This is a genomic window from Pseudomonas sp. BT76 TE3572 (genome assembly GCF_050435365.1).
Classification (GTDB): Bacteria; Pseudomonadota; Gammaproteobacteria; order Pseudomonadales; family Pseudomonadaceae; genus Aquipseudomonas; species Aquipseudomonas fluorescens_W.
Genome location: NZ_JBNDKE010000001.1, coordinates 1,579,759 through 1,605,313, shown reverse-complemented (window position 1 = coordinate 1,605,313; position 25,555 = coordinate 1,579,759). Strand labels below are relative to the sequence as shown.

The 25,555-nt window shown below is 59.6% G+C and carries 24 protein-coding genes; 7 read left to right on the top strand and 17 right to left on the bottom strand.

The features are described 5' to 3' along the window. Positions 1-163: 163 nt before the first annotated feature. Entirely contained in the window at positions 164-493 is a 330-nt protein-coding gene (locus ABH912_RS07195; RefSeq protein ID WP_033054448.1) for a BON domain-containing protein, read from the top strand. A 78-nt stretch (positions 494-571) separates the two neighbouring features. On the opposite strand, the gene ABH912_RS07190 is transcribed toward ABH912_RS07195, so the two are convergent. Then, positions 572-1,234 carry a carbonic anhydrase gene (locus tag ABH912_RS07190; protein WP_429510207.1) on the bottom strand — a complete coding sequence of 221 codons (663 nt, stop codon included), beginning with the start codon at positions 1,232-1,234 and terminating at the stop codon, positions 572-574. A 181-nt stretch (positions 1,235-1,415) separates the two neighbouring features. After that, the gene (cynS, locus tag ABH912_RS07185) at positions 1,416-1,883 is read right to left on the bottom strand and encodes a cyanase (protein ID WP_008151471.1); all 468 of its coding nucleotides are present in this window, start codon (positions 1,881-1,883) and stop codon (positions 1,416-1,418) included. A 124-nt stretch (positions 1,884-2,007) separates the two neighbouring features. Here cynS and cynR point away from each other — a divergent pair, with 124 nt between their 5' ends. After that, positions 2,008-2,913 (top strand): transcriptional regulator CynR, encoded by a 906-nt coding sequence (cynR, locus tag ABH912_RS07180; protein WP_429510206.1) that lies wholly within the window; start codon positions 2,008-2,010, stop codon positions 2,911-2,913. Here cynR and ABH912_RS07175 read toward each other — a convergent pair. From ABH912_RS07175 to ABH912_RS07150, 6 genes are all read right to left on the bottom strand, one after another. Next, a complete protein-coding gene (locus ABH912_RS07175) occupies positions 2,899-3,201 on the bottom strand; it encodes a hypothetical protein (RefSeq protein ID WP_429510205.1) in 303 nt (100 codons plus the stop codon). The two genes, cynR and ABH912_RS07175, sit on opposite strands and share 15 nt — an antisense overlap. A gap of 124 nt (positions 3,202-3,325) precedes the next feature. Beyond that, positions 3,326-3,655 carry a hypothetical protein gene (locus tag ABH912_RS07170; RefSeq protein WP_429510204.1) on the bottom strand — a complete coding sequence of 110 codons (330 nt, stop codon included), beginning with the start codon at positions 3,653-3,655 and terminating at the stop codon, positions 3,326-3,328. Between the two features lie 520 nt (positions 3,656-4,175). Then, positions 4,176-4,679: a GNAT family N-acetyltransferase gene (locus ABH912_RS07165; RefSeq protein ID WP_429510203.1), complete on the bottom strand. Its 504-nt coding sequence runs from the start codon at positions 4,677-4,679 to the stop codon at positions 4,176-4,178. A 23-nt stretch (positions 4,680-4,702) separates the two neighbouring features. Continuing rightward, positions 4,703-5,332, bottom strand: a complete 630-nt coding sequence (locus ABH912_RS07160; protein WP_429510202.1) for a glutathione S-transferase family protein — start codon at positions 5,330-5,332, stop codon at positions 4,703-4,705. 78 nt (positions 5,333-5,410) lie between these two features. Continuing rightward, entirely contained in the window at positions 5,411-7,360 is a 1,950-nt protein-coding gene (locus tag ABH912_RS07155) for a DNA topoisomerase III (protein ID WP_429510201.1), read from the bottom strand. A 117-nt stretch (positions 7,361-7,477) separates the two neighbouring features. After that, positions 7,478-9,709, bottom strand: coding sequence for a C1 family peptidase (locus ABH912_RS07150; RefSeq protein ID WP_429510200.1), 2,232 nt, complete (start codon positions 9,707-9,709; stop codon positions 7,478-7,480). A gap of 314 nt (positions 9,710-10,023) precedes the next feature. Here ABH912_RS07150 and ABH912_RS07145 point away from each other — a divergent pair, with 314 nt between their 5' ends. Further along, a complete protein-coding gene (locus tag ABH912_RS07145; RefSeq protein WP_046048949.1) occupies positions 10,024-10,392 on the top strand; it encodes a DUF427 domain-containing protein in 369 nt (122 codons plus the stop codon). A gap of 67 nt (positions 10,393-10,459) precedes the next feature. Here ABH912_RS07145 and lldD read toward each other — a convergent pair whose 3' ends face one another. The 3 genes from lldD to ABH912_RS07130 form a co-directional block, all read right to left on the bottom strand. Beyond that, positions 10,460-11,602, bottom strand: coding sequence for an FMN-dependent L-lactate dehydrogenase LldD (lldD, locus tag ABH912_RS07140; protein WP_033054463.1), 1,143 nt, complete (start codon positions 11,600-11,602; stop codon positions 10,460-10,462). 212 nt (positions 11,603-11,814) lie between these two features. Beyond that, a complete protein-coding gene (locus tag ABH912_RS07135; protein WP_429510199.1) occupies positions 11,815-13,437 on the bottom strand; it encodes an MFS transporter in 1,623 nt (540 codons plus the stop codon). A 143-nt stretch (positions 13,438-13,580) separates the two neighbouring features. After that, positions 13,581-15,242 (bottom strand): GMC family oxidoreductase, encoded by a 1,662-nt coding sequence (locus ABH912_RS07130; RefSeq protein WP_429510198.1) that lies wholly within the window; start codon positions 15,240-15,242, stop codon positions 13,581-13,583. A 121-nt stretch (positions 15,243-15,363) separates the two neighbouring features. Here ABH912_RS07130 and ABH912_RS07125 point away from each other — a divergent pair, with 121 nt between their 5' ends. After that, a complete protein-coding gene (locus ABH912_RS07125) occupies positions 15,364-16,260 on the top strand; it encodes a LysR family transcriptional regulator (protein ID WP_429510197.1) in 897 nt (298 codons plus the stop codon). Between the two features lie 89 nt (positions 16,261-16,349). On the opposite strand, the gene ABH912_RS07120 is transcribed toward ABH912_RS07125, so the two are convergent. Next, complete coding sequence (locus tag ABH912_RS07120) at positions 16,350-17,465, bottom strand: DNA alkylation repair protein (protein WP_429510196.1); 1,116 nt, start codon at positions 17,463-17,465, stop codon at positions 16,350-16,352. A gap of 225 nt (positions 17,466-17,690) precedes the next feature. Beyond that, a complete protein-coding gene (locus tag ABH912_RS07115; protein WP_429510195.1) occupies positions 17,691-19,502 on the bottom strand; it encodes a monovalent cation:proton antiporter-2 (CPA2) family protein in 1,812 nt (603 codons plus the stop codon). A gap of 158 nt (positions 19,503-19,660) precedes the next feature. Here ABH912_RS07115 and ABH912_RS07110 point away from each other — a divergent pair, with 158 nt between their 5' ends. Next, the gene (locus ABH912_RS07110; protein WP_033054471.1) at positions 19,661-20,566 is read left to right on the top strand and encodes a LysR family transcriptional regulator; all 906 of its coding nucleotides are present in this window, start codon (positions 19,661-19,663) and stop codon (positions 20,564-20,566) included. Here the strand turns inward: ABH912_RS07110 and ABH912_RS07105 are convergent. The 3 genes from ABH912_RS07105 to ABH912_RS07095 form a co-directional block, all read right to left on the bottom strand. Further along, the gene (locus tag ABH912_RS07105) at positions 20,556-21,332 is read right to left on the bottom strand and encodes a substrate-binding domain-containing protein (protein WP_033055191.1); all 777 of its coding nucleotides are present in this window, start codon (positions 21,330-21,332) and stop codon (positions 20,556-20,558) included. The two genes, ABH912_RS07110 and ABH912_RS07105, sit on opposite strands and share 11 nt — an antisense overlap. Positions 21,333-21,351: 19 nt before the next feature. Continuing rightward, positions 21,352-22,656 (bottom strand): MFS transporter, encoded by a 1,305-nt coding sequence (locus ABH912_RS07100; RefSeq protein WP_033054472.1) that lies wholly within the window; start codon positions 22,654-22,656, stop codon positions 21,352-21,354. A gap of 156 nt (positions 22,657-22,812) precedes the next feature. Beyond that, complete coding sequence (locus tag ABH912_RS07095; RefSeq protein WP_033054474.1) at positions 22,813-23,418, bottom strand: DJ-1/PfpI family protein; 606 nt, start codon at positions 23,416-23,418, stop codon at positions 22,813-22,815. Between the two features lie 150 nt (positions 23,419-23,568). Here ABH912_RS07095 and ABH912_RS07090 point away from each other — a divergent pair, with 150 nt between their 5' ends. Together ABH912_RS07090 and ABH912_RS07085 are read left to right on the top strand one after the other, a co-directional pair. After that, the gene (locus tag ABH912_RS07090; protein WP_429510194.1) at positions 23,569-23,877 is read left to right on the top strand and encodes an RcnB family protein; all 309 of its coding nucleotides are present in this window, start codon (positions 23,569-23,571) and stop codon (positions 23,875-23,877) included. A 100-nt stretch (positions 23,878-23,977) separates the two neighbouring features. Continuing rightward, positions 23,978-24,442 carry a hypothetical protein gene (locus tag ABH912_RS07085; RefSeq protein ID WP_429510193.1) on the top strand — a complete coding sequence of 155 codons (465 nt, stop codon included), beginning with the start codon at positions 23,978-23,980 and terminating at the stop codon, positions 24,440-24,442. A gap of 5 nt (positions 24,443-24,447) precedes the next feature. On the opposite strand, the gene ABH912_RS07080 is transcribed toward ABH912_RS07085, so the two are convergent. Then, a complete protein-coding gene (locus ABH912_RS07080) occupies positions 24,448-25,521 on the bottom strand; it encodes a sensor domain-containing diguanylate cyclase (protein ID WP_033054478.1) in 1,074 nt (357 codons plus the stop codon). Positions 25,522-25,555 lie beyond the last annotated feature (34 nt).

Below are 25,555 nucleotides of genomic sequence, written 5' to 3'. Positions count from 1 at the left end.
GCACCACGACCCCGGTCAACGGCCGCACTATACTTAATGTGCGTCCGTATGGGCGTGGCGAGCACTCCAAAACGAATCAGATGTCGATAACGCTCGCCTGAGAGTCAAGGCTGCACAGCCAATGGACGGGCAGTGCATCTGATGACGGAGAGAGGGTCACACCATGAAACTTCATTCCTTTCAACAATACTCTCATGACCTGGAAAGGGGCGTTCACGACACGTGGATTACCGCGAGGGTGAAGTCAGCCCTGGCAATGGCCGAACCCAGCCTCGGCCTGCAAATCCATGTGAAAACCCTCGGGGGCACGGTGGCATTGAGCGGTCGCGTCAACACCCATAAACAGTGTGAACAGGCTGTTGCTCTGGCCCGTTCGGTTCAGGGGGTCGTCGAAGTCGATGCCAGAGACTTGCTGACTCACGTGTTCACGCCAGGCAGTTATCCAGAACCACCCAACGCGGAAGAGAGTCCTGAGAATCGGGACGATAAATAACCTTGTCGATCGTGTTAGTGCGGCGCTCCCGTGAGCCGGGAGCGCCACATCGATCGTCTCTGCCAGTGGATACCCACTTCAGGCTGCTGCTTCTATGGATCGGGCTGGAAGGGCGCAGGTGTCCGGATACTCGGCGAGCGCCACAAAACGGTGGCTGTCGGCATCCAGGGCGTCGACTGAACCGGTCTCGATGTCGTAAACCCAACCATGCAAATTCAGCAGGCCTTTCTCCTGAGCCAGGCGCACGCTCGGATGCGTCTGGATATTGGCCAGTTGCGCGATGACATTCTCCCGAACCATTGAACTCACCTTCGCCGCTTCATTAGCGTGAGGGCGGGATTCGTTGATGACTTTCGCTGACTCGGCGTGTTGTAACCAGCCGCTGACGGCGGGCAGGTGGTCCATGCAGGTGCACTTGGCGACAGCGGTCATGGCGCCGCAGTCCGAGTGCCCGCAGATCACAATATCGGTGACGCCGAGCACTGCAACCGCATATTCAACCGTGGCCGACACACCGCCGGGGTGAGGGCTGTAGGAGGGCACGATGTTGCCTGCGTTGCGGATCACAAACAGTTCACCGGGTTCTTGTTGGGTCAGCAGTTCCGGCACGACACGGCTGTCGGAACAGGTGATGAACAGCGTGCCCGGATGCTGGGTGGTGGCCAGGTGTTTGAACAGGTCGGTGCGTTGTGGAAACGCTTCTTTCTGGAACTTCAAAAAACCTTCGATGAGCGCTTTCATGGCGACTTCCTCATGTGTGAGTCGAATGATCATTTTGTAGCAGCTGCCGAGCCTGCGAGGCTGCGTCCGAGGACGAAGTCCTCGCAGGGCCAGGCGACTGCTGCGCAGCCGAACGCAGCCTCGCAAGCTCGACAGCTGCTACGGATATAGCGGTTTAAAGGTGATGCGGGCCGGCATCCGCTTAGAAAGGACGCAGCGGCAGGAACTTGCCGTCGAGGGTGATCACCGCGCGAGAGCCGCCTTCCGGGTCTTCGACTTTCTTCATGTCGAGCTTGAAGTTGATCGCACTGATGATGCCGTCGCCGAATTGCTCATGAACCAGGGCTTTCAAGGTTGTGCCGTAAATCTGGATCATTTCGTAGAAGCGGTAGATGGTCGGGTCGGTCGGGACACCCGAGAGGCTGCCGCGCAACGGGATGATCTGCAGGCGGGCCACGCTGTCCGCGTCCAGGTCGAGTTTTTCGCCAATCACTTTGGCGGCGCTTTCCGGCAGCGGGTGCTGACCGAGCAGGGCGGCAGTGACGTAGGCCAGACCGAGGCCGGTGCCGTCGGTCAGGTCCTGCCAGGACAGGTTTTTGCGCGCTTTTGCATCGAGGATCGACGTGGTCAGGGCCAGGCTTGGGTCGTTGTAAGCGTGGGACTGTTGCATGGTGTTTCTCCTGTCGGGAGTGATGTTGCTTGGGTGTGGAGCAATCTTCTGCCGATCGATCCATAGCGTCCAAGACCGATATACAATGCAACGCATAAGCACAGCCTATAGAGGGTGATTCCCCATGCTGCTCCGACATTTGCGCTATTTGCTGGCGGTCGCCGATCACGGCGGTTTCACCCGCGCCGCCGAGGCGCTTCACGTTTCGCAGCCGACCCTGTCCCAGCAGATCCGGCAACTGGAAGAAACCCTGGGTGTCAGTTTGTTCGACCGAACCTCGCGCACGGTCAAACCCACCGATGCGGGCGAGGCCTACATCGAATGTGCTCGTCGGGTGCTGGTGGAACTGGAGGCGGGTAAACGTGCACTGCATGACGTGAAGGACTTGTCCCGTGGCACCTTGCGGCTGGCCATGACCCCAACGTTCATGGCGTACCTGGTGGGGCCGCTGGTGCGCGATTACGTGGCGCGGTATCCGAACATCCATCTGCAGATTTTCGAGCTGTCGATGGACGACATCGAGGCCGGGCTGGTGGATGACTCACTGGACATCGCCATCGCATTTACCCAGGTCAGAAATGCCGACATCGAGTCGATCCCGGCGTTTACCGAGACGTTGGGCGTCATGGTGGGGCGCGATCACCCGTTATACGAAAGCCAGGTCGCGTTGTCCGCGCAGGAGGTTGCGCAGCTGGAGTTTGCGCTGCTGGCCCCGGACTTCGTTACCCGCACCCGCATTGATGAGTACTTTGCCCAAGAGCAGATCACGCCGAAGGTGGTGATCGAGGTCAACTCGGTAAGCACCTTGCTGGAAGTCATTCGGCACACGGCCATCGCCACCATCCTTCCGGAGCCCATTGCCACCGAGGACCGCGCGTTGCGCAAAATCCCGTTGTCGGGGGAGTCGCCCAAACGAGGGGCCGCGCTGCTCCGACGTAAAAACAACTATCACAGCGCAGCGTCGGTGGCTTTTATGGAGCTGGTGTTGGATGCGGCTGCAGGCGAGTCGACGGCATCAGTCTTCTATTAATTGGCACACACCATTAGGCGCCTTGCCCGTGGAGGACACCGTGACTGTGTCGTCATCGCTGAGGAGGATTGAGATGACCACGCCCGAACCCTTGGCTTCGAATCGACGGTCATCAATGGCTTTGGTCTCGGCTTCTTTGCTGTTGATCAATACCGGCCCGTCCTGATCCGCGTGGACGATGATTTTGCCGGGGCAGTCCGCATCGAACAACGGGACGCCGATGATGCTGTTTGCATGGGCAGCACTGGCCATTACGAGCAACAGCAAGCCTGTCAGTTGTATGTTCATCACAAACCTCCATTGATCCAGTGCACAGGGTTAACAATAGCGTTGTTTGGTGCATGCGAGACAAACAAAAAGGCCCCGCTCGATGTGACGAGCGGGGCCTTTTTATGGATGGGGTGTGGAGGTATCAGTAGAACCGGTCAATCACCCGAACTTCGTTGTGGTTCTGCATCGAAGCCCACGCCTGTTTCAGCGTTTGCAGAACATTACCGATGAAGTCCTTGTCTGCCGCGGCTTTCTTGCCGACATAGCCTTGGCCGCGACGGTACATCTTCAGTCGGGCGAGCAGGTTCTGGTTGTTCTTGTCGAACTCCGCTTCATGGGCGTGAGGCGACAGGCAGTCGATATGCACTTGGCCCGACTTGCTGATCCACAGAATATGGCTGTCATGGCTGTCTTTTTGCGCAGCGAAGATACGAGCCAGTTCATCGATAGTAGGTTGATTGTTCAGATTCATAGTAAGCCCCTTGACCATTTGGTGATCTTTCAAAGTTGATTCGCTAATACAAGTAGCCCATCGGTTAGTTGATCCCTGGCACCGAAACCAGGACGTCAGCGGTCGGCCGCCAAATTGACGGGGTCCCGCGTCTGTTGCATGTAGTCGTGTTGAATAACTGCTACGCAATAGCGTCACAACGAGGAGAAGCAGCGAAAACCTTCAGGCCACTGCCGACGTTTTCAGGGTCGACCACAAGCTTCATGAGGATTGATCGCCAGCGCTTCTCGTCCTTGTACTGGACGTTCAGGCCAGGTCAGCTTCTTCAATCTGCCTTGTGGGCAGCGTGTATCCGGGAAAAACAGCTCGGCGGTCAGACGAGCTTGCTCAAACATGTTGCCTGTTCTCCCGATCGGGGAGACGTCTGCATCATGCAAGGGCAAATCGGAGGCGTCAACGGTTTTGTAGTGATTATTTTTGGTCACTACATATTGTCGGACAAAGTCGTTTGGAATTAAAAAGCGGAATGGGGAAGCGCCAGTCAGGACGATGGCAACGACGTCTGGAATTGGTAAACGGTGCAGGGATAACCGTCTATCGGCAGCTGATGCAGGGTGAACTCACCATGGGTGAGATCGGCCAAGACCCGGGCCCAGAACCGTCGCGCAGGCTGATTCGCGTCGAGGTGGAAAATTTGCCATTGACCTGGGAACTGGCTCAAGAGGGTGGAAACGACAAATGTCGCGACGCCTTGGCCACGAAAGCGTCGACTGACAAAAAAGTAGCCGATGTTGTACTCGGCGCCGTGAAGATGGGTTTCATCATCCACCGTCACGAAGCCGGCCAATTCACCGTCGACCTTGATCAGAAACGGCCTGGTTGCGGGTTTTCGCCAGTAACCCGGTTTGGGCTGGGCGTTGAAGAAACCATGCTCACCGAGCTTCAGCGGCAGCCACTCGCTGAAGTCATACAGGTAGAACTGCATCAGGTTTTCAATCGTTTCCAGTTCGTCGCGCTGGGCGGCGTGCAGTTCTATCAAGGGCATGCTAGTAGGCTCCTGGGGCGCACTCAGTGGGGGGCGAAATCGTATTTTCCGCCTTTTTTCAGTGCGGCCTGATAGGCCGGGCGAGCCTGAAAGCGTTCAATCCAGGCCGTTATATGAGGATAGTTGCCGAGCTTGCCTTGGGCTCTGGCGATCTCACCGATAAAACTCATCTGGATGTCGGCGGCGCTGAACTGATCGCCCAGCAGGTAATCGGACTGGCTCAGTGCCGTGTCGAGGTAACCCAGGTAGTTGGCCACCTCCGAATTGATCCGCGGATGCAACGGCGCGCCGGCTTCACCAAGACGCCCCACGTACAGGTTCAACATCAGCGGCAACATCGCCGAGCCTTCGGCGAAATGCAGCCACTGCACGTATTCGTCATAGGCAGGGGTAGACGGATCGGGTTGCAGGCGACCGTCGCCATGGCGGCGAATCAGGTAGTCGATGATCGCCGAGGACTCGATCAGCTTTTGCGCGCCGTCTTCGATGACCGGTGATTTGCCAAGGGCATTGATCGCTTTCAATTCCGGCGGTGCCAGGTTGGTCTTCGGGTCGCGCTGATAGCATTTCAGCTCGTAAGGGATGGCCAGTTCTTCCAGCAACCAGAGAATCCGCTGGGAACGGGAGTTGTTCAGGTGATGCACGATAATCATGGTCGGTGCCTTATCAGAAAATGGGGCTGTCGTTGGGCTTGAAGAACACTAGACTCTTTTTGCTCGCTCGAAGTGCCCTCAAGCCTTGCTCGCCGGTTTTGCCGCGCGTTTGGTGCCGGTCGAGGGCTTGCGTTTGGCGGGCTTGCGTTTGTTTTTCCACGGTGTGGCACCGCGCCCGGCGGGGCTTGCCGGTCCGCTGATGGTCAGGCTCAGGCCGGCGCAACGGGCGACCTGTTTACTCATCCACGCGGCCTGTTTGGTGACGAATTCTTCGAGGCTCATCTCGCCGCTCTGCACCATGTCCAGCGCCTGCTCCCAGATCGCCGTGGTCCCGGGGTCGGCAATGGCACGCGGCACCGCATCGATCAGGCTGAACGCGGCCGGGGTGGCGGCCAGGGCCTTGCCGTTCTTGATCAGGTAACCACGGTCGAGCAGGCCCTGGATGATCGAGGCGCGGGTCGCTTCAGTGCCAATGCCGGTGGTGTCCTTGAGTTTCTGCTTGAGCAGGGGATCTTCCACCAGTTTGGCGACGTTCTTCATCGCCTTGATCAGATCGCCTTCGGTGAACGGTTTGGGCGGTTGCGTCCAGAGGTCCTTGAGCTTGACGTCGGCCACCGCGCAGTCACGTCCTTCGGCCAATGCCGGCAGCGTTTGCGGCGCCGGCGCTTCGCGGCCCTTGGCCGGGGCGAGAGCCTCGGGCAGGGCGCGTTTCCAGCCGGGCTCGACGATCTGCTTGCCGACGGCACGCAAGGCTTCACCGGCGCAGTCGAAGTCGGCCTGGGTCCGGTCGTATTCATGGTTGGGTAGAAACTGCGCCAGGTAACGCGCGCGGATCAAGGTGTAGACCGCCCGCTGCTTGCCCGCCAGCCGCTCGAGGTTTTTCGCCGCGGCCGTGGGGATGATGCCGTGGTGAGCGCTGACCTTGGCGTCGTTCCAGGCCCGTGAGCGGCGCAGAGGTTCGAGGAAATCGTTCAAGGCGTTCAGTGCCGGATCAGCCTGCCTCAGCGCGGCAAGAATGCCCGGTGCTTCGCTGTGCTGACTCACGGGCAGATAACCGCAGTCGCTGCGGGGATAGGTGATGACCTTGTGGGTTTCGTACAGGGCCTGGGCAATATCGAGGGTTTCCTGGGCGCCGAGCCCGAGCTTCTTCGAGCAGACTTCCTGCAAGGTGCCCAGATCGAAGGGCAGGGGGGCGACTTCGCGCATCCGCTCGGTACGCAGTTTGATCACCCGGGCACTCGCCGCACTGCCAATGGCTGCCGCTGCCTTTTGTGCCAACGCCTGATTCAGGCAGCGATCCTGATCGTCGCAAACCTCGGAGGCCGCACGCCACTGGGCGGTGAACGCGGTGCCGTCGTGCAGCAGTTGCACATCGATGGCCCAATAGGCGACCGGCACGAAATCGGCGATGCTGCGGTCGCGATCCACCACCAGGCGCAGGGTCGGCGTTTGCACCCGACCGACCGGCAATACGCCCTGATAACCGGACTGACGCCCCAACAGCGTGAACAGCCGACTCATGTTCATCCCGATCAGCCAGTCGGCCCGCGAGCGCCCGAGTGCCGAATGGTACAGGCTGAAGGTCTCGGCCCCCGGCTTCAGGGCGGCCAACGCCTTGCGGATCGACGCATCGTCCAGCGCCGACAGCCATAGCCGCTGGATCGGCCCGCGATAACGGCAATGCTCCACCAGTTCCCGGGCGATCATCTCGCCTTCACGGTCGGCGTCGGTGGCGATCACCAGTTCCGTGGCCTCGCCGAGCAGCCGCTTGACCGCTTTGTACTGGCTGGCCGTGCGCGGTTTGACGGTCATCTTCCATTTGTCTGGAATGATCGGCAGATCCGCCAGCACCCAGCGCTTGTAACGCGCGTCATAGGCGTCGGGCGGCGCGGTTTCCAGCAGATGGCCGATGCACCAGGTCACCGTGACGTCCGTTCCCAGCCAGCAGCCGTCGCCACGACGCTTGGCGCCGAGGACGGCCGCAATGTCTTTGGCCTGGGAAGGTTTTTCACAGAGGTACAGCCGCATAACCACCATCACTCATCAACTGTCGAGAGGCGGACAGAATGGCGGCTGATGAGCGATGGGGCAATCTTTATCTGTATGGATGTACAGTCGGTGCGTTGCGATTCATTGCGCAGTGCCTCAGTAGTTCAGGCTAATCACCGGCTGGTCCAGCTTCCCGTCGGGCTCTCGCCTGAGAATGGTCAGCAACGCTGCGGTAATGACGTTCACATCATTATCGAAGCCTCCGTGGGAGGTGTCTTTTTTGGTGCCCCCGCCATAGTTCATTTTCGGATCGTTAAAGATATGCAGGGTTTTCGCAAATTCTTCAGGTAGCCCGCGACCCGTTGCGGCAAACCCGGCCGGAATGGTTTTCCCAAAGTAAAACTGGTTCCACTGTTCGGTCATGTTTTTGGCGGCGATGTTCCACTCCGCCAGATCGGGATTGCTGAAGTCCTGGAAGTCCTTGTCCAGACTTTTGGCCATGCCCAGCAGCGGCATGCGTTGCAGTTCTTCATAGGCCCGGGAAACGAGGTACAGCAGGGATTTGTGGTACACGCCGATGACGTTGTCATCCTGTTCGCGGCTGTCGGACATGATGTAGATATGGAAGTCCTTGCGCTTGAGGCCTCCACCTTCGATGACTTTGCGGTAGGTCTGGTTGGCGAAATCGAGGGTGCAGGCCGGGGCCATCAGCGCCGACGTTTCGATGGCCAAGCTTCTGGCTGACAGCAGTTGAGCCAAGTGGCCATTGATCAAGGACCCGGCGGAATGACCGATCAGATGAAGCTCGACGTTTTTCTTGCCCATGTCGGCGATCAGTTTTTTCAGGTTCTCGGCCATTTCCACCAGCCCGCGCGGGGTAAAGCCTGCGACTGCGGCCGCTTCGGCGTTCTGCTTCATCTGGCTCCACTGATCGCCGCCGAGTTTTTTGGTCGCCAGTTCCACCGTGCGATCAAAACCTTCCAGGGCCTTGTCCTTGAGGGTCTTCAACACATCGCTGATGCCACCCGCCCCGGGAAACAGACCCGGGAGGGCGTCCTGGACGATGTCGGCAAACGTCTCCAGCGCCCCGGTGCGCCAAGTGACAAACAATGGATAGATGCCGTTTTCAAGAAAGTAGGGCGCCATCGCACAGATTCGGTTGATGGAATCCTGCTCGGAGTTGAGCCCGCCGTGAGCAATGATGGCGATGCGCAGCACAGCGGGTTTGTTAGCCGCCGGGAGCTTGTCGTACCAGGCGCGCGGTGACTCGTAGACGATTCGCTTGACGCCCGCGCGGACGTTTTCGACGTCGGTGAGACGGGGGCCAATGCTGCCGTTGTTTTCCATCACGATGGTCAGGCCATACGCCTGATCCATGGTCAACAGGGGAAGCCCTTTGCGACCGGTATCGCGGGCACCGGCGGTGAACAGCGAGAAACCTTCACGCTTGGCGTTGGAGCTCGACAGGGCGCTACGAAACGGTGATTGAACATCGGCCCGGGAACGTGAAGGCCGCGCGTTGTGCGATAACGCGCCGTGTTCGATCGGCACGCCGAGGGCCACGGTCCAGGCGTCGGTGCCATTGGCCAGCCAGTCCTCGAACGTCAGGAGGGCGAAGCCCGAGAACCCCCAGTCGGTGGACCAGGAATTCTGCACGATGAAGCCCTGACTGGTGTAGCCGATCAAGGCAAAGGCGTGACCGCCCTGAGGGGTTGCCGGCCACTTGATGACGGGTAGCTCAGACATGCTCTGGAATACCGCCGGCGGACGTTTTTTGCCTTTGGGCTGCATCAGTGCCCAACCCTGATGCACATTGGCGGAAACATACAGCGCACCCGCTTCGTACAGCGCCGCCATCATGGCAGTGATGTCGTCTTTCTCGACGCGGTAGTAAACCCCCAGCGGCCGGGTCACGGCGTCCATGGCCCAATTCTCGGCGGGTGCTTCAAACGCTGGAACCGATCCGTCGGGCTTGACGGTATAGGGCCACAGTTCCTCCGCGCAGACTCCGTGCTTATGCCATCCCTTCAACGCGCCGCGACAACTGGAACCGGTGTAGTCCTCGCCTGGCCATTCGTCATAGAGTTTGGCCAGATGATAAAGCTGACGCGGGCTTGTCTTGATGGACGCCCGGTCCCGCAGCCACAACAGATAGTTGACCACTGCCGCCAGCCCGAACCCTGTGCATGCACCTTCGTTGCCTTGGAATAGCACCAGGCCTTTACCCAAGTACGCCGAGAGTTCGGTGGCGATGTCTTTGTCTGCGGGCCAGGAGGGCGGCAGTGACTGGACCCGTGGGGTGAAGATCCGATCGCGCAGGTCGAGGCGATCGGGACGGGCATCCAGGGTGATAATTTTCTGATCGAGAGAAAACTTCGTGGCGGGCATGTAGGGACCCTCAAGTTTCTGAGACTCGAACCCCCACGCCACGACTGCCTGACTGCGCAGTAGGGGTGACAACGGTGCTATTGATCGTAGACGATGTTTCGCCGACTTCGAATATTCAATTCGGTGGAAGGAAAGGACCTCACGGTGCAGGGCTTGGCATTATCCAGGTCGTCGAGGAAGCTCGTCGGAACGCCGCACCGTCCCGTTCGGCTGCGAAGCCGTCGCGAGTGCAAAATCTGGGTTATACCTGAAAGTCGTGGTCTCAGGTTTTGGGGCTGCAGCGCAGCCCATCAGTATCATGAGGAACGTATTTCATGAAAAGCACCGGTCCTAGTCCTGTCATCACCATCGCAGAGCAGCCGGGCTGCCTGCTTGTAAAGTTTCACGGTATCCAGGTGGCCGCGTCCGCACGGGCGCTGGTGTTGCTCGAGGCCAACTATCCCCCGGTCTATTACGTACCGCGGGAGGATATCGATGAAAAGTACTTTGCCCGCACCGATCACACGAGTTATTGCCCCTACAAGGGCGATGCCAGCTATTTCAGTCTGCAAGTCCCGGGACATGAGGGCGCTAACGCGGTGTGGAGCTATGAAGACCCCAAAGTGTCAGTCGATCAGATTCGCGGCTACATGGCGTTCTATCCTGATCAAGTCACGTTTGAGGTGCTCAAAGACGTCGAGTGAGGCTCGCTTCCAGGCCTAAACGAAAACGCCGCGCATGGGCGCGGCGTTTTAAGGTCAGGTGTTCAGCTCATCGAACAGCATCCACCAATGTGGATTCATCAATCTGGCTAATCGAAGTCACCCCGGTCAAGGTCATGGCGACGCGCATTTCCTTGGCGAAGATATCCAGCATGTTTTCCACCCCGCGTTGGCCATCGGCGGCCAGCGCATAGGCCATGGAACGCCCCAGCAATACGCCTTTTGCGCCCAGCGCCAACATCCGTACGACATCAAGTCCCGAGCGGATTCCCGAGTCGACCAGCACCGTCAAATCATTGCCGATGGCTTGCATGATGGGCGGCAATGCCTTGGTGGTGGAGAGCACGCCGTCCAGCTGTCGCCCGCCGTGGTTCGACACCACAATGCCGTCCGCGCCAAAACTGACCGCATCCCTGGCATCTTGAGGATCGAGAATGCCTTTGATGATCATCGGGCCTTTCCAGAACTCACGAATCCACTCCAGATCGCTCCAGCTGATCGAAGGGTCGAAGTTGTTGGCCAACCAGCCCATGTAGTCTTCGAGCGTGACGGCTTTGCCCAGGTACTTCGAGATATTGCCCAGGTCGTGTGGACGCCCCATGAGGCCAACGTTGAATGCCCAGTCGGGTTTGGTCATGGCCTGAAGCATTCGCCGCGATGATGCAAAAGGGCCTGACATGCCCGAGTGTGCGTCCCGGTATCGGGCGCCGGGCGTGGGCATGTCCACGGTAAACACCAGGTTTTTCACACCGGCGGCCTTCGCCCGCTCCAGTGCATTTTTCATGAAGCCTCTGTTCTTCAACACATACAGCTGAAACCAGATGGACTGTTGGCTTTGTGCCGAGACTTCCTCGATCGAACACACCGAAACCGTTGAAAGGCACAGCGGGATGCCTTTGTTTTCCGCCGCTTTTACCGCCTGCACTTCACCACGACGGGCAAACATGCCTGTCAGGCCGACCGGCGCCAAGATGATCGGCATTGAAAGTGGTTGATCGAAGAGGGTGGTTTCAAGGCTCAGGGTTTCGACGTTTTTCAGAATGCGCTGACGCAGGCTGATGCCGGTCAGATCAGCGCTATTGGCCCTAAGGGTGTGCTCTGCATAAGCCCCGCCATCAATGTAATCAAACAAAAAACGCGGGAGTTTGCGACGTGCTGCCTCGCGATAGTCAGATGCGGATGAAATGATCATGGTGCCTCTGTCTGTGAGTGGCGGGGCTGCCGATGTCGTCGAGCTTACCCTGTGGTGAGGGGATTTATCGAAACGTCGCACCGCCCCGTTGGGCTGCGAAGCGGCCCCAATCCAGCCAACTCGATGACTCTGACACACCGAGGCGGCTGGATCAGGCCTGCTGCGCAGGCCAACGGGAGCAAGCTCCCTCACCACAGGGGATGGTGGTGACCTCAGTTGGTATCCAGATCCACGTTCTTGGTCTCACGCAAACAGATCATCCCGACAACCAGGCTCACCCCGGTAATCAGCACCGGGTACCAGAGCCCGTAGAAGATGTCCCCGGTGTACACCACCAAGGCAAACGACACCGTTGGCAGGAAACCGCCGAACCAGCCATTACCGATGTGGTACGGCAGGGACATCGAGGTGTAGCGGATGCGGGTCGGGAACAGTTCGACCATCAGCGCTGCCAGCGGGCCGTAGCACATGGCGGAAATGATGATCAGCGCCACCATCAGCGCCACGATCATCGGTTTGTTGACCTGTTGTGTATCGGCTTTTGACGGATACCCGGCCAGGGTCACGGCGCCACGCAGGGCCGCTTCATCGTAACCATCGAGTTTCACTTCACCGACGCTCACCTGCACGGCGCTGCCGGCCGGGGCCGCTTCGCTGTTGTAGGGAAGGCCCTGTTTCACCAGGAAGGTTTTGACCTTGTCGCACGGGCTATCAAATTTCGCCTTGCCCACCGGGTCGAACTGGAAGGTGCAGGTGGCCGGGTCCGCCAACACGGTGATCGGTGCCTGACGGCTGGCCTGGTCGATGGCTGGGTTGGCGTAGTGGGCGATGGACTTGAAGATCGGGAAGTACAGTGCAGTCGCCAGCAGCAGGCCGATCATCAGCACCGGTTTGCGCCCGACTTTATCCGACAGCCAGCCGAAGAAAATGAAGAACGGTGCGCCGATGATTACGCTGACAATCAGCAAGCTGTTGGCCAGCGCCGGGTCCATTTTCAAGAACTGGGTGAGGAAGAACAGTACGTAGAACTGCGCCGCGTAGAAGGTCACGGCTTGCCCGGCGTTGATGCTGAACAGGGCGATCAGCACGACTTTCAGGTTTTCCCATTTGCCGAAGGAATCGCGCAGCGGCGACTTGCAGAGCTTGCCTTCTTCTTTCATTTTCACGAACGCCGGCGACTCGTGCAGGCTCATGCGAATCCAGGTCGAGATCCCCAGCAGAATGATCGAAAACAGGAACGGAATCCGCCAGCCCCAGACTTCGAACTGGTCACCGGTGAAGTAGCGGCAGCCGAGCACCACCAGCAGCGACAGCAGCAAACCGAGGGTCGCAGTGGACTGAATCCAGCTGGTGTGGAAGCCGCGTTTACCCATCGGCGCGTGTTCCGCGACATAGGTCGCAGCGCCGCCGTATTCACCACCCAGGGCCAGACCCTGAAGCATGCGCAGCACCACGAGGATGATCGGCGCGGCAATGCCGATGCTCGAGTAGGTCGGTAGCAACCCGACGCAGAAGGTCGCCAGGCCCATGAGGATGATGGTTGCAAGGAACGTGTATTTACGCCCGATCATGTCCCCCAGCCGGCCGAACACCAAGGCGCCGAATGGCCTCACGATGAAGCCGGCAGCGAAGGCCATCAGCGCAAAGATGAACGCCGTGGTGTCGTTGACCCCGGCGAAGAACTGTTTGCTGATCACCGCCGCGAGGGCGCCATAGAGGAAAAAGTCGTACCACTCGAAGACCGTCCCGAGTGACGAGGCGAAGATGACTTTCTGGGTTTCCTGACTGGTGCCCGCGCTGCGCACGGCTTCCAGAGGCTGAACATGTTCTGACATATCGGTATCCCTCACAGTGATTGTTTTTTTTGTTCCACTGGTGTTGCGTGTTCCTTGCAGCGGGTAATTTTCAACGTCCGTAAATTCAGTGCGATCCCCTGTAGGAGTGAGCCTGCTCGCGATTGCGTCGGGTCAGTCGACATCTATGTCGAATGTAATACCGCTTTCGCGAGCAGGCTCGCTCCCACAGGTTCGGTGTGTTCAGTAGGGTTGAGGATCAGTTGTGCAGCCTTTTCGGCAATCATCAGCGTAGGCGAACACGTGTTGCCCGAGGTGATACGCGGCATGATCGAGGCGTCGGCGATGCGCAGGCCGGGGATGCCGTGGACTTTGAGTTGCGCATCGACCACGGCGTCCGCGTCGTTACCCATGCGGCAGGTGCCGACCGGATGGAAGATGGTGGTGCCGATGCGGGCGGCGGCTTCGTGCAATTGTTCTTCGCTCTGCAAGCTGTCGCCGGGCAAGTACTCGACCGGTTTGAATGCTTGCAGCGCCGGTGCGGCGACGATGCGCCGGGTCAGGCGAATGGCATCCGCGGCCACCCGCAAGTCCTCCGGATGGCTCAAGTAATTGGGCTGAATCAGCGGTGGTTCCTGCGGATCGGTGGAGCGAATTTCGATGCGGCCACGGCTTTGCGGGCGCAGATCGCACACCGACGCGGTGAAGGCGGGGAACGCATGCAACGGTTCGCCGAAACGCTCCAGCGACAGCGGCTGAACGTGGTATTCGAGATTCGCCGACGTCTGCTCCGGCCCTGAACGGGCGAAGGCTCCGAGTTGGCTCGGCGCCATGGACAACGGGCCGCTGCGGTCATACAGGTAACGCAGGCCCATGCCCATCTTGCCCCACAGGCTGCCGGCGATCTGGTTAAGGGTGCGGGCGTTTTCCAGTTTGTAGATCAGGCGCAGTTGCAGGTGATCCTGCAGATTGCCACCCACGCCGGGCAGTTCATGGGCAACGCCGATCCCCAGTTTTTGCAGCAGCGGGCGAGGGCCGATCCCGGAACGTTGCAGGATGCTCGGTGAGCCGACAGAACCGGCGCACAGCACGATTTCCTTGCGCGCCTTGAAGGTTTTCGCCTGACCCTGCCAACGCGCGCTGACCGCTGACGCACGGCCGTTTTCCAGCAGCACGCGGTCGACTTCGACGTTGGTCAGCACGTTGAGATTGGGGCGGTTGCGGATCGGTTTGAGAAACGCCTTGGCCGCGTTCCAGCGAATCCCGGACTTCTGATTGACCTGGAAGTAGCCGCAGCCTTCGTTGTCGCCCTGGTTGAAGTCATCGATGCTGGCGATGCCGCTTTGCTCGGCGGCGCTGCGGAAGGCATCGAGAATCGGCCACGCCAGTCGCTGACGTTCGATCCGCCATTCCCCGGCGGCGCCGTGAAACTGCGAGTCGCCAGCAAAATGGTTTTCGCTCTTTTTGAACAACGGCAGCACGTCGTTCCAGCTCCAGCCGGGATTGCCCTGAGCCGCCCAGCCGTCGTAGTCGCCGGCCTGGCCGCGCATGTAGATCATGCCGTTGATCGAGGAACAGCCGCCGAGCACCTTGCCCCGCGGGTAACTCAGGGCGCGACCTTGAAGGCCGGGTTGCGCTTCAGTCTTGAAGCACCAGTCGGTGCGCGGGTTGCCGATGCAGAACAGGTAACCCACGGGGATGTGAATCCACGCATAGTTATCGCGGCCGCCGGCTTCGAGCAGCAACACGCGATTCTGCGGATCGGCCGACAACCGATTGGCCAGCAAACAACCGGCCGGGCCGGCACCGACCACGATGTAGTCGTATTCATCCAGGGAAGTCTGCATCCGTGACCTCATCTTGTTGTTCTTGTTGTAGGTCATCCTAGTTGTTAGCTTTCGTCAAAAGAATGTTAGTTTTTGCGCAGCCGCTGTGCGTTTTTAAACAGCCCCACCTCAAGGACGGTTCATGTTCGACTGGAATGACCTGCGGTTTTTTCTAGAGTTGCAGCGCAGCGGGCGTTTGCTCACCGCTGCCCGCCGTTTGAACACCACCCACGCGACCGTGGCCCGGCACATCGAGGCCATCGAAAAGAGCCTCGGCACCGCGTTGTTCGTTCAGCATGCCCAGGGTTATGAGCTGACCCCTGCGGGCGAAGCGTTGCTCAAACATGCTGAAGCGATGGAAAACGTCGCGCTGCTGGCGCAGGAAGAAATCACTCAGTCCTCGGCGCCGCTGGGCAAGATCCGCGTCGGCGTGACCGAGGGGTTGGGCATCATGTTCCTCGCCAGCCGCATGAACGGCTTGTTCGAGCGTTATCCGGGGCTGGAAGTGGAGCTGGTGGCGGTGCCACGGTTCGTCAGCATCCTCAATCGCGAGGCCGAAATCAGCATCCACCTCGAACGCCCGGCCGCCGACATGCTGGTCACGCGCAAACTGACTGACTATCGATTGGCGCTGTATGCAAGCCAGGAGTATCTCGACCGTTCGCCACCGCTGCGCAGCCGCGAAGACCTCGCTCGCCACGCCTGGATCGGCTATGTCGATGACTTGCTGTTCAGCCAGGAGTTGATGTTCCTCAACAGCTTCTGCCGCAATCCGCAGGTGGTCTTCCACAGCACCAGCGTCATCGCCCAGCAACAGGCTGCGCGCTCAGGCCTGGGGATTGCCGTGCTGCCGTGCTACATGGCCAGCGCCGATCCCGGCCTGGTGCCGTTGTTGCCGGATGAGAGCATCCAGCGCAGCTACTGGATCAGCACGCGGCGTGAGTTGCACAAATCGGTGCGGTTGCGGGTGTTGTGGGATTACGTGGTGGGGTTGTGTGAGGCGGAGCAGGGGCTGTTGCTGGGACCCAATCCCCTGTAGGAGCAAAGCTTGCTCGCGATGAACGAAGACGCGGTGTGCCAGACCTGACGCCTTCGCGAGCAAGCTTTGCTCCTGGAAGGGGTCGTGTTTCAAGGGAGAATTTCGAATGAGGTGCTGGCCAGGCGCTCTCCATTCATCAACACGTGCACGGCGTGTTTGCCCACGTAGTGTTTGCGGGTGGTGAGTTCCTTGATCTGCTGGCTACGAGCAATGGTCTCGGTAGCCTTGCCGGGAAGCGTCAGCGCCTTGAGCTTGAACACCTTCGCCGATGTGCTGCCGTTGGCTTTTACGTAATCGATGGCGTAGTCGATCACCAGTCGCTGACTGTCCTGGACCGTGGATTTCACGGCGAAGGACAGGGTGATTTTTTCACCCAGACGAATCACCGCCGGTTCCACCTTCACATCGATGATCTCGACCTCAGGCTTGCCGCCCGCGCCAATGATCGCCAACGCGCGTTGGTTGCCCTGTTTGATCAGGCTGCGCAGAGCGTGTTTGGCGATCCATGCGGTGTGTTTGTTGTCCAGCGACCAGCCTTCGATCAGGTCCAGCACCCATTCTGGATGATCCTTGGTGATGTCGTTGAGGTGGTTGGCCACGGACTTGCGCACGTAAAGGCTGTCGTCGGCCTTGAGGTTGTCGAGGATCGCGGCCGCCAATGTCGGGTCAGCCTGAATCTGTTCCAGTCGAAACGACCACGGCAGGCGCGGTCGGCTGCCTTCGCTGGCCAGGCGGCGGACGTGCTCGTTTTCGTCCAGTGACCACTCGTGCATGACCGCCAGTGAGCGTTCGGTGTCGCTGCGCAGGAAATGGCGGATCGCGAATTCAGAGGAGCCGAAGGTGGTGAAGTATTTCAGCGCGTCCATGGATTGTTCGAAGGCATGTGCGCCGTACGTCGCGACGTAATGCGGTAATGAAATGCTGACGAAGCCGCTGTTCAAGCGCGGAGCGAGGGCGCGCAGCACCTCAAGCGTCTCTTCATAACTCAACGGCAGGACCGCGTGCAGGCACTCGCTGACCCGGGCCATGCGTTGCATGATCGATAACTCGGCAAGCCCGTCGTTGGCCAGTTTCAGGAAGGCCTTGGCATTGAATTCGGGGTAGACCGCGGTCATCTCGGTGGCGATGTGTTGGAGGCGGTCGGCGTTGAAGATTTCCTTCAGGGCGGGGGCGGGGGCGGGGGCGGGTTGGTGGGTGGTGGTCATGGGATGGGTTTGCTCGAATGATTGTGTGTCAGTTAGATCCATCCCCTCACCCCAGCCCTCCCGAAACGTCGGACCGCCCCACAGGGGAGAGGGGGAAAGGGAGCCGATCTCCATTGCTTTCAAATCCTGAGTTCGACTCGATATCTCAGGTCGCAGTATTTCAACCAAACTCCTCGGTCAGTCCCCTCGCCCCGTGGGGAGAGGGTTAGGGTGAGGGGCTGGATCTCAAACCTTACCCGATTCCTGCTCCCCCAACTGATCCGACTCAAACAACCTCGCCAGTTCCGCCCGGGCTTCCTGTGCCGTCTGCAATACCTTCGCCGCATCGTCATAAATCGCATGCTGGGCCTCCAGCACCTGCTCGTCGTGATGCTTGAAACGCTTGATCCGCGCATCGGCCTGGGCCTGGGTCAAACCCAGACCGACCAGGGTGCGCCGGCTCATTTCCAGACTCGAATAATAGGTTTCCCGAATGGCCTCGGCGCCAAGGTCCACAAGCCGATGCACATGCTGACGGTTACGCGCCCGGGCGATGATTTTGATGTGCGGGTAGAGTTTGTGCACCAGTTCGGCGGTCTTGATGTTGGTGTCCGGGTCGTCGGTGGCGATGACAAAGTATTCCGCCTGCTCGACCTTGGCCGCACTGAGGATTTCCGGGCGCATCGGATCGCCGTAGAACACCGGCACACCGCCGAAGCTGCGCGACAGTTCGATGGTTTCCACCGAGGTGTCGAGGGCGACGAACTTGATGTTTTGCGCGCGCAAAATCCGCGCAACGATCTGCCCCATACGGCCCATGCCGGCGATCACCACGCGCGGCGTGTCGGTATGGATCTCGCGGAATTTCTCCGGCACCACCACCGGCTGAACCTTGGGGCTGACCAGTCGTGCACACACCAGCAACAGCAGCGGCGTCACCGCCATGGACAAGGTGATGGTCAGTACCAGCAAGTCGTACAGGCGCGGCTCGAACAATCCTTGGTCGCGGCCAATCTTGAACACCACAAACGCAAATTCACCACCGGCCGCGAGCACGATGCCGAGGCGAATCGCACTGACCTTGCCCAAGCCACCGGCCAGCCGACCGACAACAAACAGCAGCGGCAATTTGATTGCGATCAGCAACAAGGTCAGGCCCAGCACTGTGATCGGCGCGCTCAGTAGCAGACTCAGATTGGCGCCCATGCCGACACTGATGAAAAACAGCCCCAGCAGCAATCCCTTGAACGGTTCGATTTGCGCTTCCAGTTCGTGACGGTATTCGGAGTCCGCCAGCAGCAACCCGGCGAGGAACGCCCCCAGCGCCATGGACACGCCGGCCAGGTCCATCAGCCACGCCGTGCCGATCACCACCAGCAATGCAGTGGCGGTCGAGACTTCCGGCAAACCGGTCTTGGCCACCACCCGGAACACTGGGCGCAGCAGATACCGCCCACCGATCACCACCACCGCGATGCTGCCCAGTACGCGCAAGCCGTGATTGAGACCTTCGCCAGCGCTGCTGGTGTGATCGCCGCCCGCCAGCAACGGCACCATGGCGATCAACGGGATGGCGGCGATGTCCTGGAACAACAGAATCGCGAACGCCAACCGCCCGTGGGGGCTGGTCAGTTCCTTGCGCTCGGCCAGGCTTTGCAAACCGAACGCGGTGGAGGATAGCGCCAGGCCCAAGCCCAACACGATCGCGCTGTTCAACGGTTGGCCGAACACGAACAACGCCAGCACACCAATCACCGAGCCCGTCAGCAGCACTTGCGCCAGGCCGACGCCGAACACCGATCTGCGCATCACCCACAAACGTCGCGGCGACAGTTCAAGACCAATGATGAACAGCAGCAACACCACCCCGAGTTCGGAAATGTGGGCGACGCTTTGCGGATTGCCGATCAAGCCCAGCACCGACGGGCCGATGATCACGCCGGCAAACAGATAACCCAGCACCGCCCCCAGTTGCAGGCGCTTGGCCAAGGGGACGGTGAGCACCGCCGCGAACAGAAACACGACAGCGGCTTGCAACAGGTTGCCTTCATGGGGCATGACAAAAACTCCATTCACTCGGTACGGCGGGGGTGACAAGGATAAAGGCTGGCGCTTGATGCGTCAGCCACGAACGCTCAGCGGAAGGTTATATTTCGCATCAATTGGTTACATTCATAGGATAAGCTGATCAATCTGTCCGTTCCCGAGTGCGCACCATGGCCATCAACTTCGACCTTAACGACTTGCAAGCCTTTCGCGCCGTGGTGGAGCAGGGCAGCTTTCGCAAGGCGGCCGACGCGGTGCGCATTTCGCAACCGGCGTTGAGCCGGCGCATCGAAAAACTCGAAGACGCCCTCGGTGTGAGGTTGTTCGAGCGCACCACTCGCAAGGTCAGCCTGACCCAGGCCGGACGCGGTTTTATGCCGAGCGTCGAACGTCTGCTGGACGACCTGGACGTGGCGCTATTGGGCATCAGCGAAGTCGCCTCGACCCGCCTCGGCCACGTCACTGTCGCCTGCGTGCCTTCAGCGGCTTACTACTTCATGCCGCGAGTAATCGCGCACTACCACCGGCAGTTTCCACGGATCAAGGTCAAGGTGCTCGACTCCAGCGCCCACGAAGTGCTCAGTGCGGTGGTCAATGGCGAGGCGGATTTCGGCCTGAGTTTCATGGGCACCCTGGAGGCGGAAGTGGAGTTCGAGCCGCTGGTACAGGAAGGTTATGTGGTGGCGTGCCGGCGCGATCATCCGTTGGCCGGACGCAGCAGCGTGACGTGGGATGAGTTTTATCAGCAGGACTATATCTCGCTGGACAAGACGTCCGGCAATCGCTTTCTGCTGGACCAGGCGCTCACGGGCATCGTGCCGCAGCGGCCGAGCATCTGCGAAACCCGGCATGTGACGACGATGATTGGTTTGGTCGAAGCGGGGTTGGGCGTGGCAGCGGTGCCGTTGATGGCGATGCCGGCGGCAGATCACCCGATCCTGACACGAGTACCGCTGACCGATCCGCAGGTGATGCGCAGTGTCGGTTTGATCAAGCGCCGGGGTCGTACCTTGACCCCGGCGGCACTGGAACTGGAAAGGCTGGTGGTGGAAATGAAAGTCCAGGTCAGCGTTTGACCGAGTCCAGCCCGGTGGCTTTCACATCCGGCTGAGCAGCGGTGGAGGCCAGGTATTCGAGCAGCGCCTTGGCTTCGGCCGGGTGTTGCGCCCCCACCGGAATGCCGGCGGCGAAACGTGTCACTGACTGCACCGATTCTGGAATCTTCGCCACAAAACTCACGCCTGGCACCGGCAGCAACTCGCTGACCTGCTGAAAGCCCAGTTGATAGTCACCGGTGGCTACCACCGAGCCCACCGGGATTTTCGCAACCATCGTCGACTTGGGTTTGAGCTGGTCTTCGATGCCCAGCCGTTTGAACAATTGTTCCTCGATGTACACGCCACTGGCGCTGTCGGAATAGGCCACGGACTTCGCGTCGAGCAAGGTCTTTTTCAGACCGTCGACAGAGCTGATGTCCGGCTTCGGTGCGCCTTCACGTACCACCAGGCCGATCCGCGAGTCAGCCAGCTCTACCCGTGAGGCGGGATCGACTTTGCCTTGCTTGATCAGGTCATCGAGGGCGTAGCCGACCATGATCACCACGTCGGCTTTTTCACCGCGAGCCAGACGATTGGGAATCGCTTCCGGCGCCTTGCCCATCGAGGGGCCGAGGGCGGTGTCCAGTGTGTTGCCCGTGGAGGCGGCGAATTTCGGGCCGAGGATTTTATAGGCGGCGGTGAAACCGCCGGAGGTCATCACCCGGATCTCTTCGGCCTGGGCGACGGCGCTCAGCCCCAGGCTGACCAGCAAAGACAGGGCTGCAACATTGAATAGCTTTTTCATGGTCATGTGCTCTCAGGGTTCAGGACATCGCCGGTTGCAAGCGACCGGTCGAACGGCGATAGAGATACAGCGTCGCGCACAGGGCACAGAGCGCGGCAAAACTCATCCAGTAACCGGGCGCAGCCTTGTCGCCGGTGTACTGGATCAGGAAGGTCGATATCGCTGGCGTAAAACCACCGAACACCGCCGTGGCCAGGCTGTAAGCCAGCGAGAACCCGGCGACCCGCACTTCGACCGGCATGATTTCCGTCAGCGCGGCAATCATCGCGCCGTTGTACAAACCGTAAATGAACGACAACCACAGCAGCACCAACAGCATGTTGATGAAGCTCGGCGCCTGCACCAGATACGTCAGCGCCGGATACGCCGTGGCCAAGGTCAGCAGGGCCATGGCAATCAGCACCGGACGACGGCCGATGCGGTCCGACAGTGCGCCGCCAATCGGCAACCAGAAGAAGTTCGAAACGCCCACCAGCAAAGTCACCAGCAATGCATCAGACGTGCTCAGGTGCAGCACGGTCTTGCCGAAGGTCGGTGCATACACGGTGATCAGGTAAAACGCGGTGGTGGTCAGGGCAACCATCATCATCCCGGCGAACACGATCACCCAGTTCTGCGCCAGCGTGCGGAACACGTCGCCCATGCTCGGGCGGTGTTTACGGGCGGCGAACGCTTCGGTTTCCTCAAGGTTACGGCGCAGGAAAAAAATGAACGGCACGATCATGCAGCCGACGAAAAACGGAATTCGCCAGCCCCAGTCGGCAATCATCGCTGGCGCCATCCATTGGTTCAGGCCATAGCCCAACGCCGCCGCGACAATGATTGCCACTTGCTGGCTGGCCGACTGCCAACTGGTGAAGAAGCCTTTGTTGCCGGGCGTGGCGATCTCCGAGAGGTACACCGAGACGCCACCCATTTCTGCGCCGGCCGAGAAGCCTTGCAGCAAGCGGCCGATCAGGACGATGGCCGGGGCGAACAGCCCGATGGTTTCGTAACCGGGTACCAGCACAATCAAAATCGTGCCGCTGGCCATGATCGACAGGGTGACGATCAAGCCTTTGCGCCGACCCACATCATCGATGTAGGCGCCCAGCACCACGGCGCCCAACGGTCGCATCAGAAAGCCTGCGCCGAACACCGCGAAGGTCATCATCAGCGAGGCGAACTCGCTGCTGGCCGGGAAGAACACAGCAGCGATCTGCGTGGCGTAAAAACCGAAAAGGAAGAAGTCGAATTGTTCGAGGAAGTTGCCCGAGGTGACCCGGAAAATCGCACTGGCCCGGGAGCGACCGGAAGTCGCGGGCCGTTGGGTTGATGCTGTCATAGACGTGTACTCCACCGCTTTTATGACGTGCACCGCCTGGACGCGGCGCACGGTTCTTATTGGGGCGGATAGTGGCGCAGGGTGATCGATATGTTAATTGCATTGTTGGCATGCATTGATGTGTGAAACGGATCAATGCATTCGCGGACTGCGCCGTTACAGACTGGCCTCGATATGAGCAAACGCTCGCGCCACATACTCTTCTTTCTCGCCAACCGGGGCGAAATAGTGCAAAACCTCCCGCGCCGTTTCAGTGCCCTTGAGCCGTGCCAGCAACCACGCCGAAAGGTACTGCGCCGACAAACAGCCGCCGGCGGTGGCGATGTTGCCATTGGCGTAGAACGCCTGATTAACGATGTTGACTCCCGCCGCTTGCACCCACGGTTTGCTGGTGGTGTCGGTGCAGGCGGGGGCTTGGCCGAGCAAGCCGAGTTTGGCCAGCAGGAAGGTGCCGGAGCATTGGGCCGCCAGCAGTTGTCGCGCTGGATCAAGGCGCAACTGCCCCATGATCGCCGGATCGCCGGCCACTTCGCGCGTCTTCCTGCCACTGCCTGCCAGCACTGCATCCGCCTGACAGGCTTCAACCAGGTCGACGTGAGCATCGATGGTCAAACCATTCATGGACGTGACCCGCGGCGTTGGCGAAGCAATGCTCACGCGCCACGCCTTGTCGCCGAGCAGGGAAACCCGGCTGAGCATGCCGAAGGCGATCAGGGAATCCAGCTCGTTGAAACCGTCAAAGGTCAGAATGGCGATGTGCATGGCGAATACCGATGGTTTTTTCGCAGCGTACGCTGACGCTGCGCCTGGTCCCCCGTACAGTTCGGCACAGAATCATCGCAACAGTAATGAATGATTTATCGCTAGCGCAGTCGGAGTTCGGGTACCACGACATCACTGGAGGATCACCCCATGAACAGCAAATCCCTCATCGCCGCCTTGGCCATTGCCGCCGGCGTTGCCGGTATCAGTCCCATTGTTCAAGCGGATGACCCACCGCAAAAAACCGTCCAGCCGGGGGTTAACAACTCCCGCCAACTGGTGAAGGGTGATCGTGCCCCCGACGTTTACCAGCGCAGCGAAAAGGCCCTGACCAACTGGAAACAGAAAGGCCTGAAAGCCCCGAAGGCTCAGGCACAGTGGGTGCAGATCAACGACAAGTACATGATGGTGATGATTACCAACGGGACGATTATTGATATCACGCCAGTGGAGCGTTAGGGCGCAAGCAACATTTGGCCATTGAAGGCTGATTGAAATCGCCTGCAGTTCCGGTAAAGCTCGCTGGCGATTTCATTGACTGGATGTCAGGAGCGACTCGTTGGAAAAGAAACCCCTTTACCGCAAGGTCAATACCCGCACTTGGGGTGTCTGGCGTAACGAAATTACCGGGCATTACCGGCATCAGCGCAATACCAAGAATGAAATCAAAAACGATGCGTCACGGGGTTCGATGCATGGAACTCGTCGGCACGGGTTCGATTACACGCCATTGTTCCGGTTTCTGCTGTCTCGCGTCGGTGGGCAATGGGATGAGGTTTTCAGCGAAGCGGTGGCTCGCCTCGATCGGCCTGAACCGGTGTTCTGGATGGTGGCTCTGCATGAAAACGAAAGGAAGGAGCAGGTGTGTCTGGGAGAGTCGAGCTACTTCAGCGGCTTGTATGTCGATGATCAAGGGCGTTTGCGGATCGTCAATCCTGAGCTGACGGCCGAAGGCATGGCGCCTTATTGTGATTGCTGCACCCACACCTTTAACGGCATTCCTTTCGGCCAGCGCAAGGACTGAACGGGTCAATCGACCCGGCTAGGGCTCATCGTTTGCTCGCCCAACCGATACTGATTATTCCCACTGCGCTTCGCCTCATACATCGCCAGATCCGCAATATGAATCAACCGGTCCATGCTCGGCGCATGGTCCGGGAACACCGCGACCCCCAGGCTGGTGCCGATGTGGCGCTGATCATTACCGATGGTCACCGGTGGCGACAGTTCGACGAAGATTTTCTGGCAGATGCTGCGGGCTTCGTCTTGCAGGCTGTTGCCTTGGGGCAGGCCTTGAAGGATGACCACAAACTCGTCGCCACCGATCCGGGCGACGGTATCGGTTGAACGCAGGATTTTCTTCAGGCGAGTGGCGGTGGTGATCAGTACCCGGTCGCCGGCGGCATGGCCGTAATGGTCGTTGATTGCCTTGAAACCATTGAGGTCGACAAATACCAGCGCAACCCTCGTGGCGCTGATACGTGCCTGTTCCAGCGCTTCGGACAGACGCTCCTCGAGCACCAGACGATTGGGCAGACCGGTCAGCGGGTCGAAGTGGGCCAGGTGCTGCAGGTAGCTGGCGGAGGCTTTTTCCTCGGTGATATCGCGTACCACGCCCATCATCTTGATCGTTGCATCGTGGTCGTTCTTGACCACATTGCCGGTTTCCCGAAGCCAGCGGATCGTGCCGTCGGGCCAGACCACCCGGTATTCCTCGTCATGGTTGTCGCCGGTTGCCAGGCAACGCAATTCCCCGGCCCGGACCTTGGCCCGGTCGTCCGGGTGAACACATGAGCAAAACAGCGCGTAGGAGGGCGTTACTTCGTCGATCTTGAAGCCAAACATGCCGTAGATCGCGTCCGACCAGTAGAGCTTGTCGGTGTCGACATCCCAGTCCCACGTACCGATGCGGGCGAAATACTGGCTGCGCTTGAAGCGTTCGGCGTCGCCATCCTGGCGGATATTTTGCCCATCCGTCAGGCTGGTGATCAGCACGCGATACTCGGCCAGCTGTTTTTGCAGCGAGCGCTCGCGACAGATCAACGCGACGATCAGGGCTAGCATCATTGAGCCGATGGTGGCGCTGGTCCAGTCCACATTCATTCAGGGGTTGCCATCATGGCGTATTGATCCGTGG

Excerpts from the sequence above, each read along its gene's own strand:
- ABH912_RS07120 (WP_429510196.1), bottom strand. The coding sequence starts at position 17,465 with ATGACCACCACCCACCAACCCGCCCCCGCCCCCGCCCCCGCCCTGAAG.
- ABH912_RS07175 (WP_429510205.1), bottom strand. The coding sequence starts at position 3,201 with ATGAACATACAACTGACAGGCTTGCTGTTGCTCGTAATGGCCAGTGCT.
- ABH912_RS07105 (WP_033055191.1), bottom strand. The coding sequence starts at position 21,332 with ATGAAAAAGCTATTCAATGTTGCAGCCCTGTCTTTGCTGGTCAGCCTG.
- ABH912_RS07125 (WP_429510197.1), top strand. The coding sequence starts at position 15,364 with ATGTTCGACTGGAATGACCTGCGGTTTTTTCTAGAGTTGCAGCGCAGC.
- ABH912_RS07115 (WP_429510195.1), bottom strand. The coding sequence starts at position 19,502 with ATGCCCCATGAAGGCAACCTGTTGCAAGCCGCTGTCGTGTTTCTGTTC.
- ABH912_RS07170 (WP_429510204.1), bottom strand. The coding sequence starts at position 3,655 with ATGAATCTGAACAATCAACCTACTATCGATGAACTGGCTCGTATCTTC.
- ABH912_RS07150 (WP_429510200.1), bottom strand. The coding sequence starts at position 9,709 with ATGCCCGCCACGAAGTTTTCTCTCGATCAGAAAATTATCACCCTGGAT.
- ABH912_RS07110 (WP_033054471.1), top strand. The coding sequence starts at position 19,661 with ATGGCCATCAACTTCGACCTTAACGACTTGCAAGCCTTTCGCGCCGTG.
- ABH912_RS07100 (WP_033054472.1), bottom strand. The coding sequence starts at position 22,656 with ATGACAGCATCAACCCAACGGCCCGCGACTTCCGGTCGCTCCCGGGCC.
- ABH912_RS07090 (WP_429510194.1), top strand. The coding sequence starts at position 23,569 with ATGAACAGCAAATCCCTCATCGCCGCCTTGGCCATTGCCGCCGGCGTT.
- ABH912_RS07130 (WP_429510198.1), bottom strand. The coding sequence starts at position 15,242 with ATGCAGACTTCCCTGGATGAATACGACTACATCGTGGTCGGTGCCGGC.
- ABH912_RS07165 (WP_429510203.1), bottom strand. The coding sequence starts at position 4,679 with ATGCCCTTGATAGAACTGCACGCCGCCCAGCGCGACGAACTGGAAACG.
- ABH912_RS07160 (WP_429510202.1), bottom strand. The coding sequence starts at position 5,332 with ATGATTATCGTGCATCACCTGAACAACTCCCGTTCCCAGCGGATTCTC.
- ABH912_RS07095 (WP_033054474.1), bottom strand. The coding sequence starts at position 23,418 with ATGCACATCGCCATTCTGACCTTTGACGGTTTCAACGAGCTGGATTCC.
- ABH912_RS07080 (WP_033054478.1), bottom strand. The coding sequence starts at position 25,521 with ATGAATGTGGACTGGACCAGCGCCACCATCGGCTCAATGATGCTAGCC.
- ABH912_RS07195 (WP_033054448.1), top strand. The coding sequence starts at position 164 with ATGAAACTTCATTCCTTTCAACAATACTCTCATGACCTGGAAAGGGGC.
- cynS (WP_008151471.1), bottom strand. The coding sequence starts at position 1,883 with ATGCAACAGTCCCACGCTTACAACGACCCAAGCCTGGCCCTGACCACG.
- cynR (WP_429510206.1), top strand. The coding sequence starts at position 2,008 with ATGCTGCTCCGACATTTGCGCTATTTGCTGGCGGTCGCCGATCACGGC.
- ABH912_RS07135 (WP_429510199.1), bottom strand. The coding sequence starts at position 13,437 with ATGTCAGAACATGTTCAGCCTCTGGAAGCCGTGCGCAGCGCGGGCACC.
- ABH912_RS07145 (WP_046048949.1), top strand. The coding sequence starts at position 10,024 with ATGAAAAGCACCGGTCCTAGTCCTGTCATCACCATCGCAGAGCAGCCG.
- lldD (WP_033054463.1), bottom strand. The coding sequence starts at position 11,602 with ATGATCATTTCATCCGCATCTGACTATCGCGAGGCAGCACGTCGCAAA.
- ABH912_RS07155 (WP_429510201.1), bottom strand. The coding sequence starts at position 7,360 with ATGCGGCTGTACCTCTGTGAAAAACCTTCCCAGGCCAAAGACATTGCG.
- ABH912_RS07190 (WP_429510207.1), bottom strand. The coding sequence starts at position 1,234 with ATGAAAGCGCTCATCGAAGGTTTTTTGAAGTTCCAGAAAGAAGCGTTT.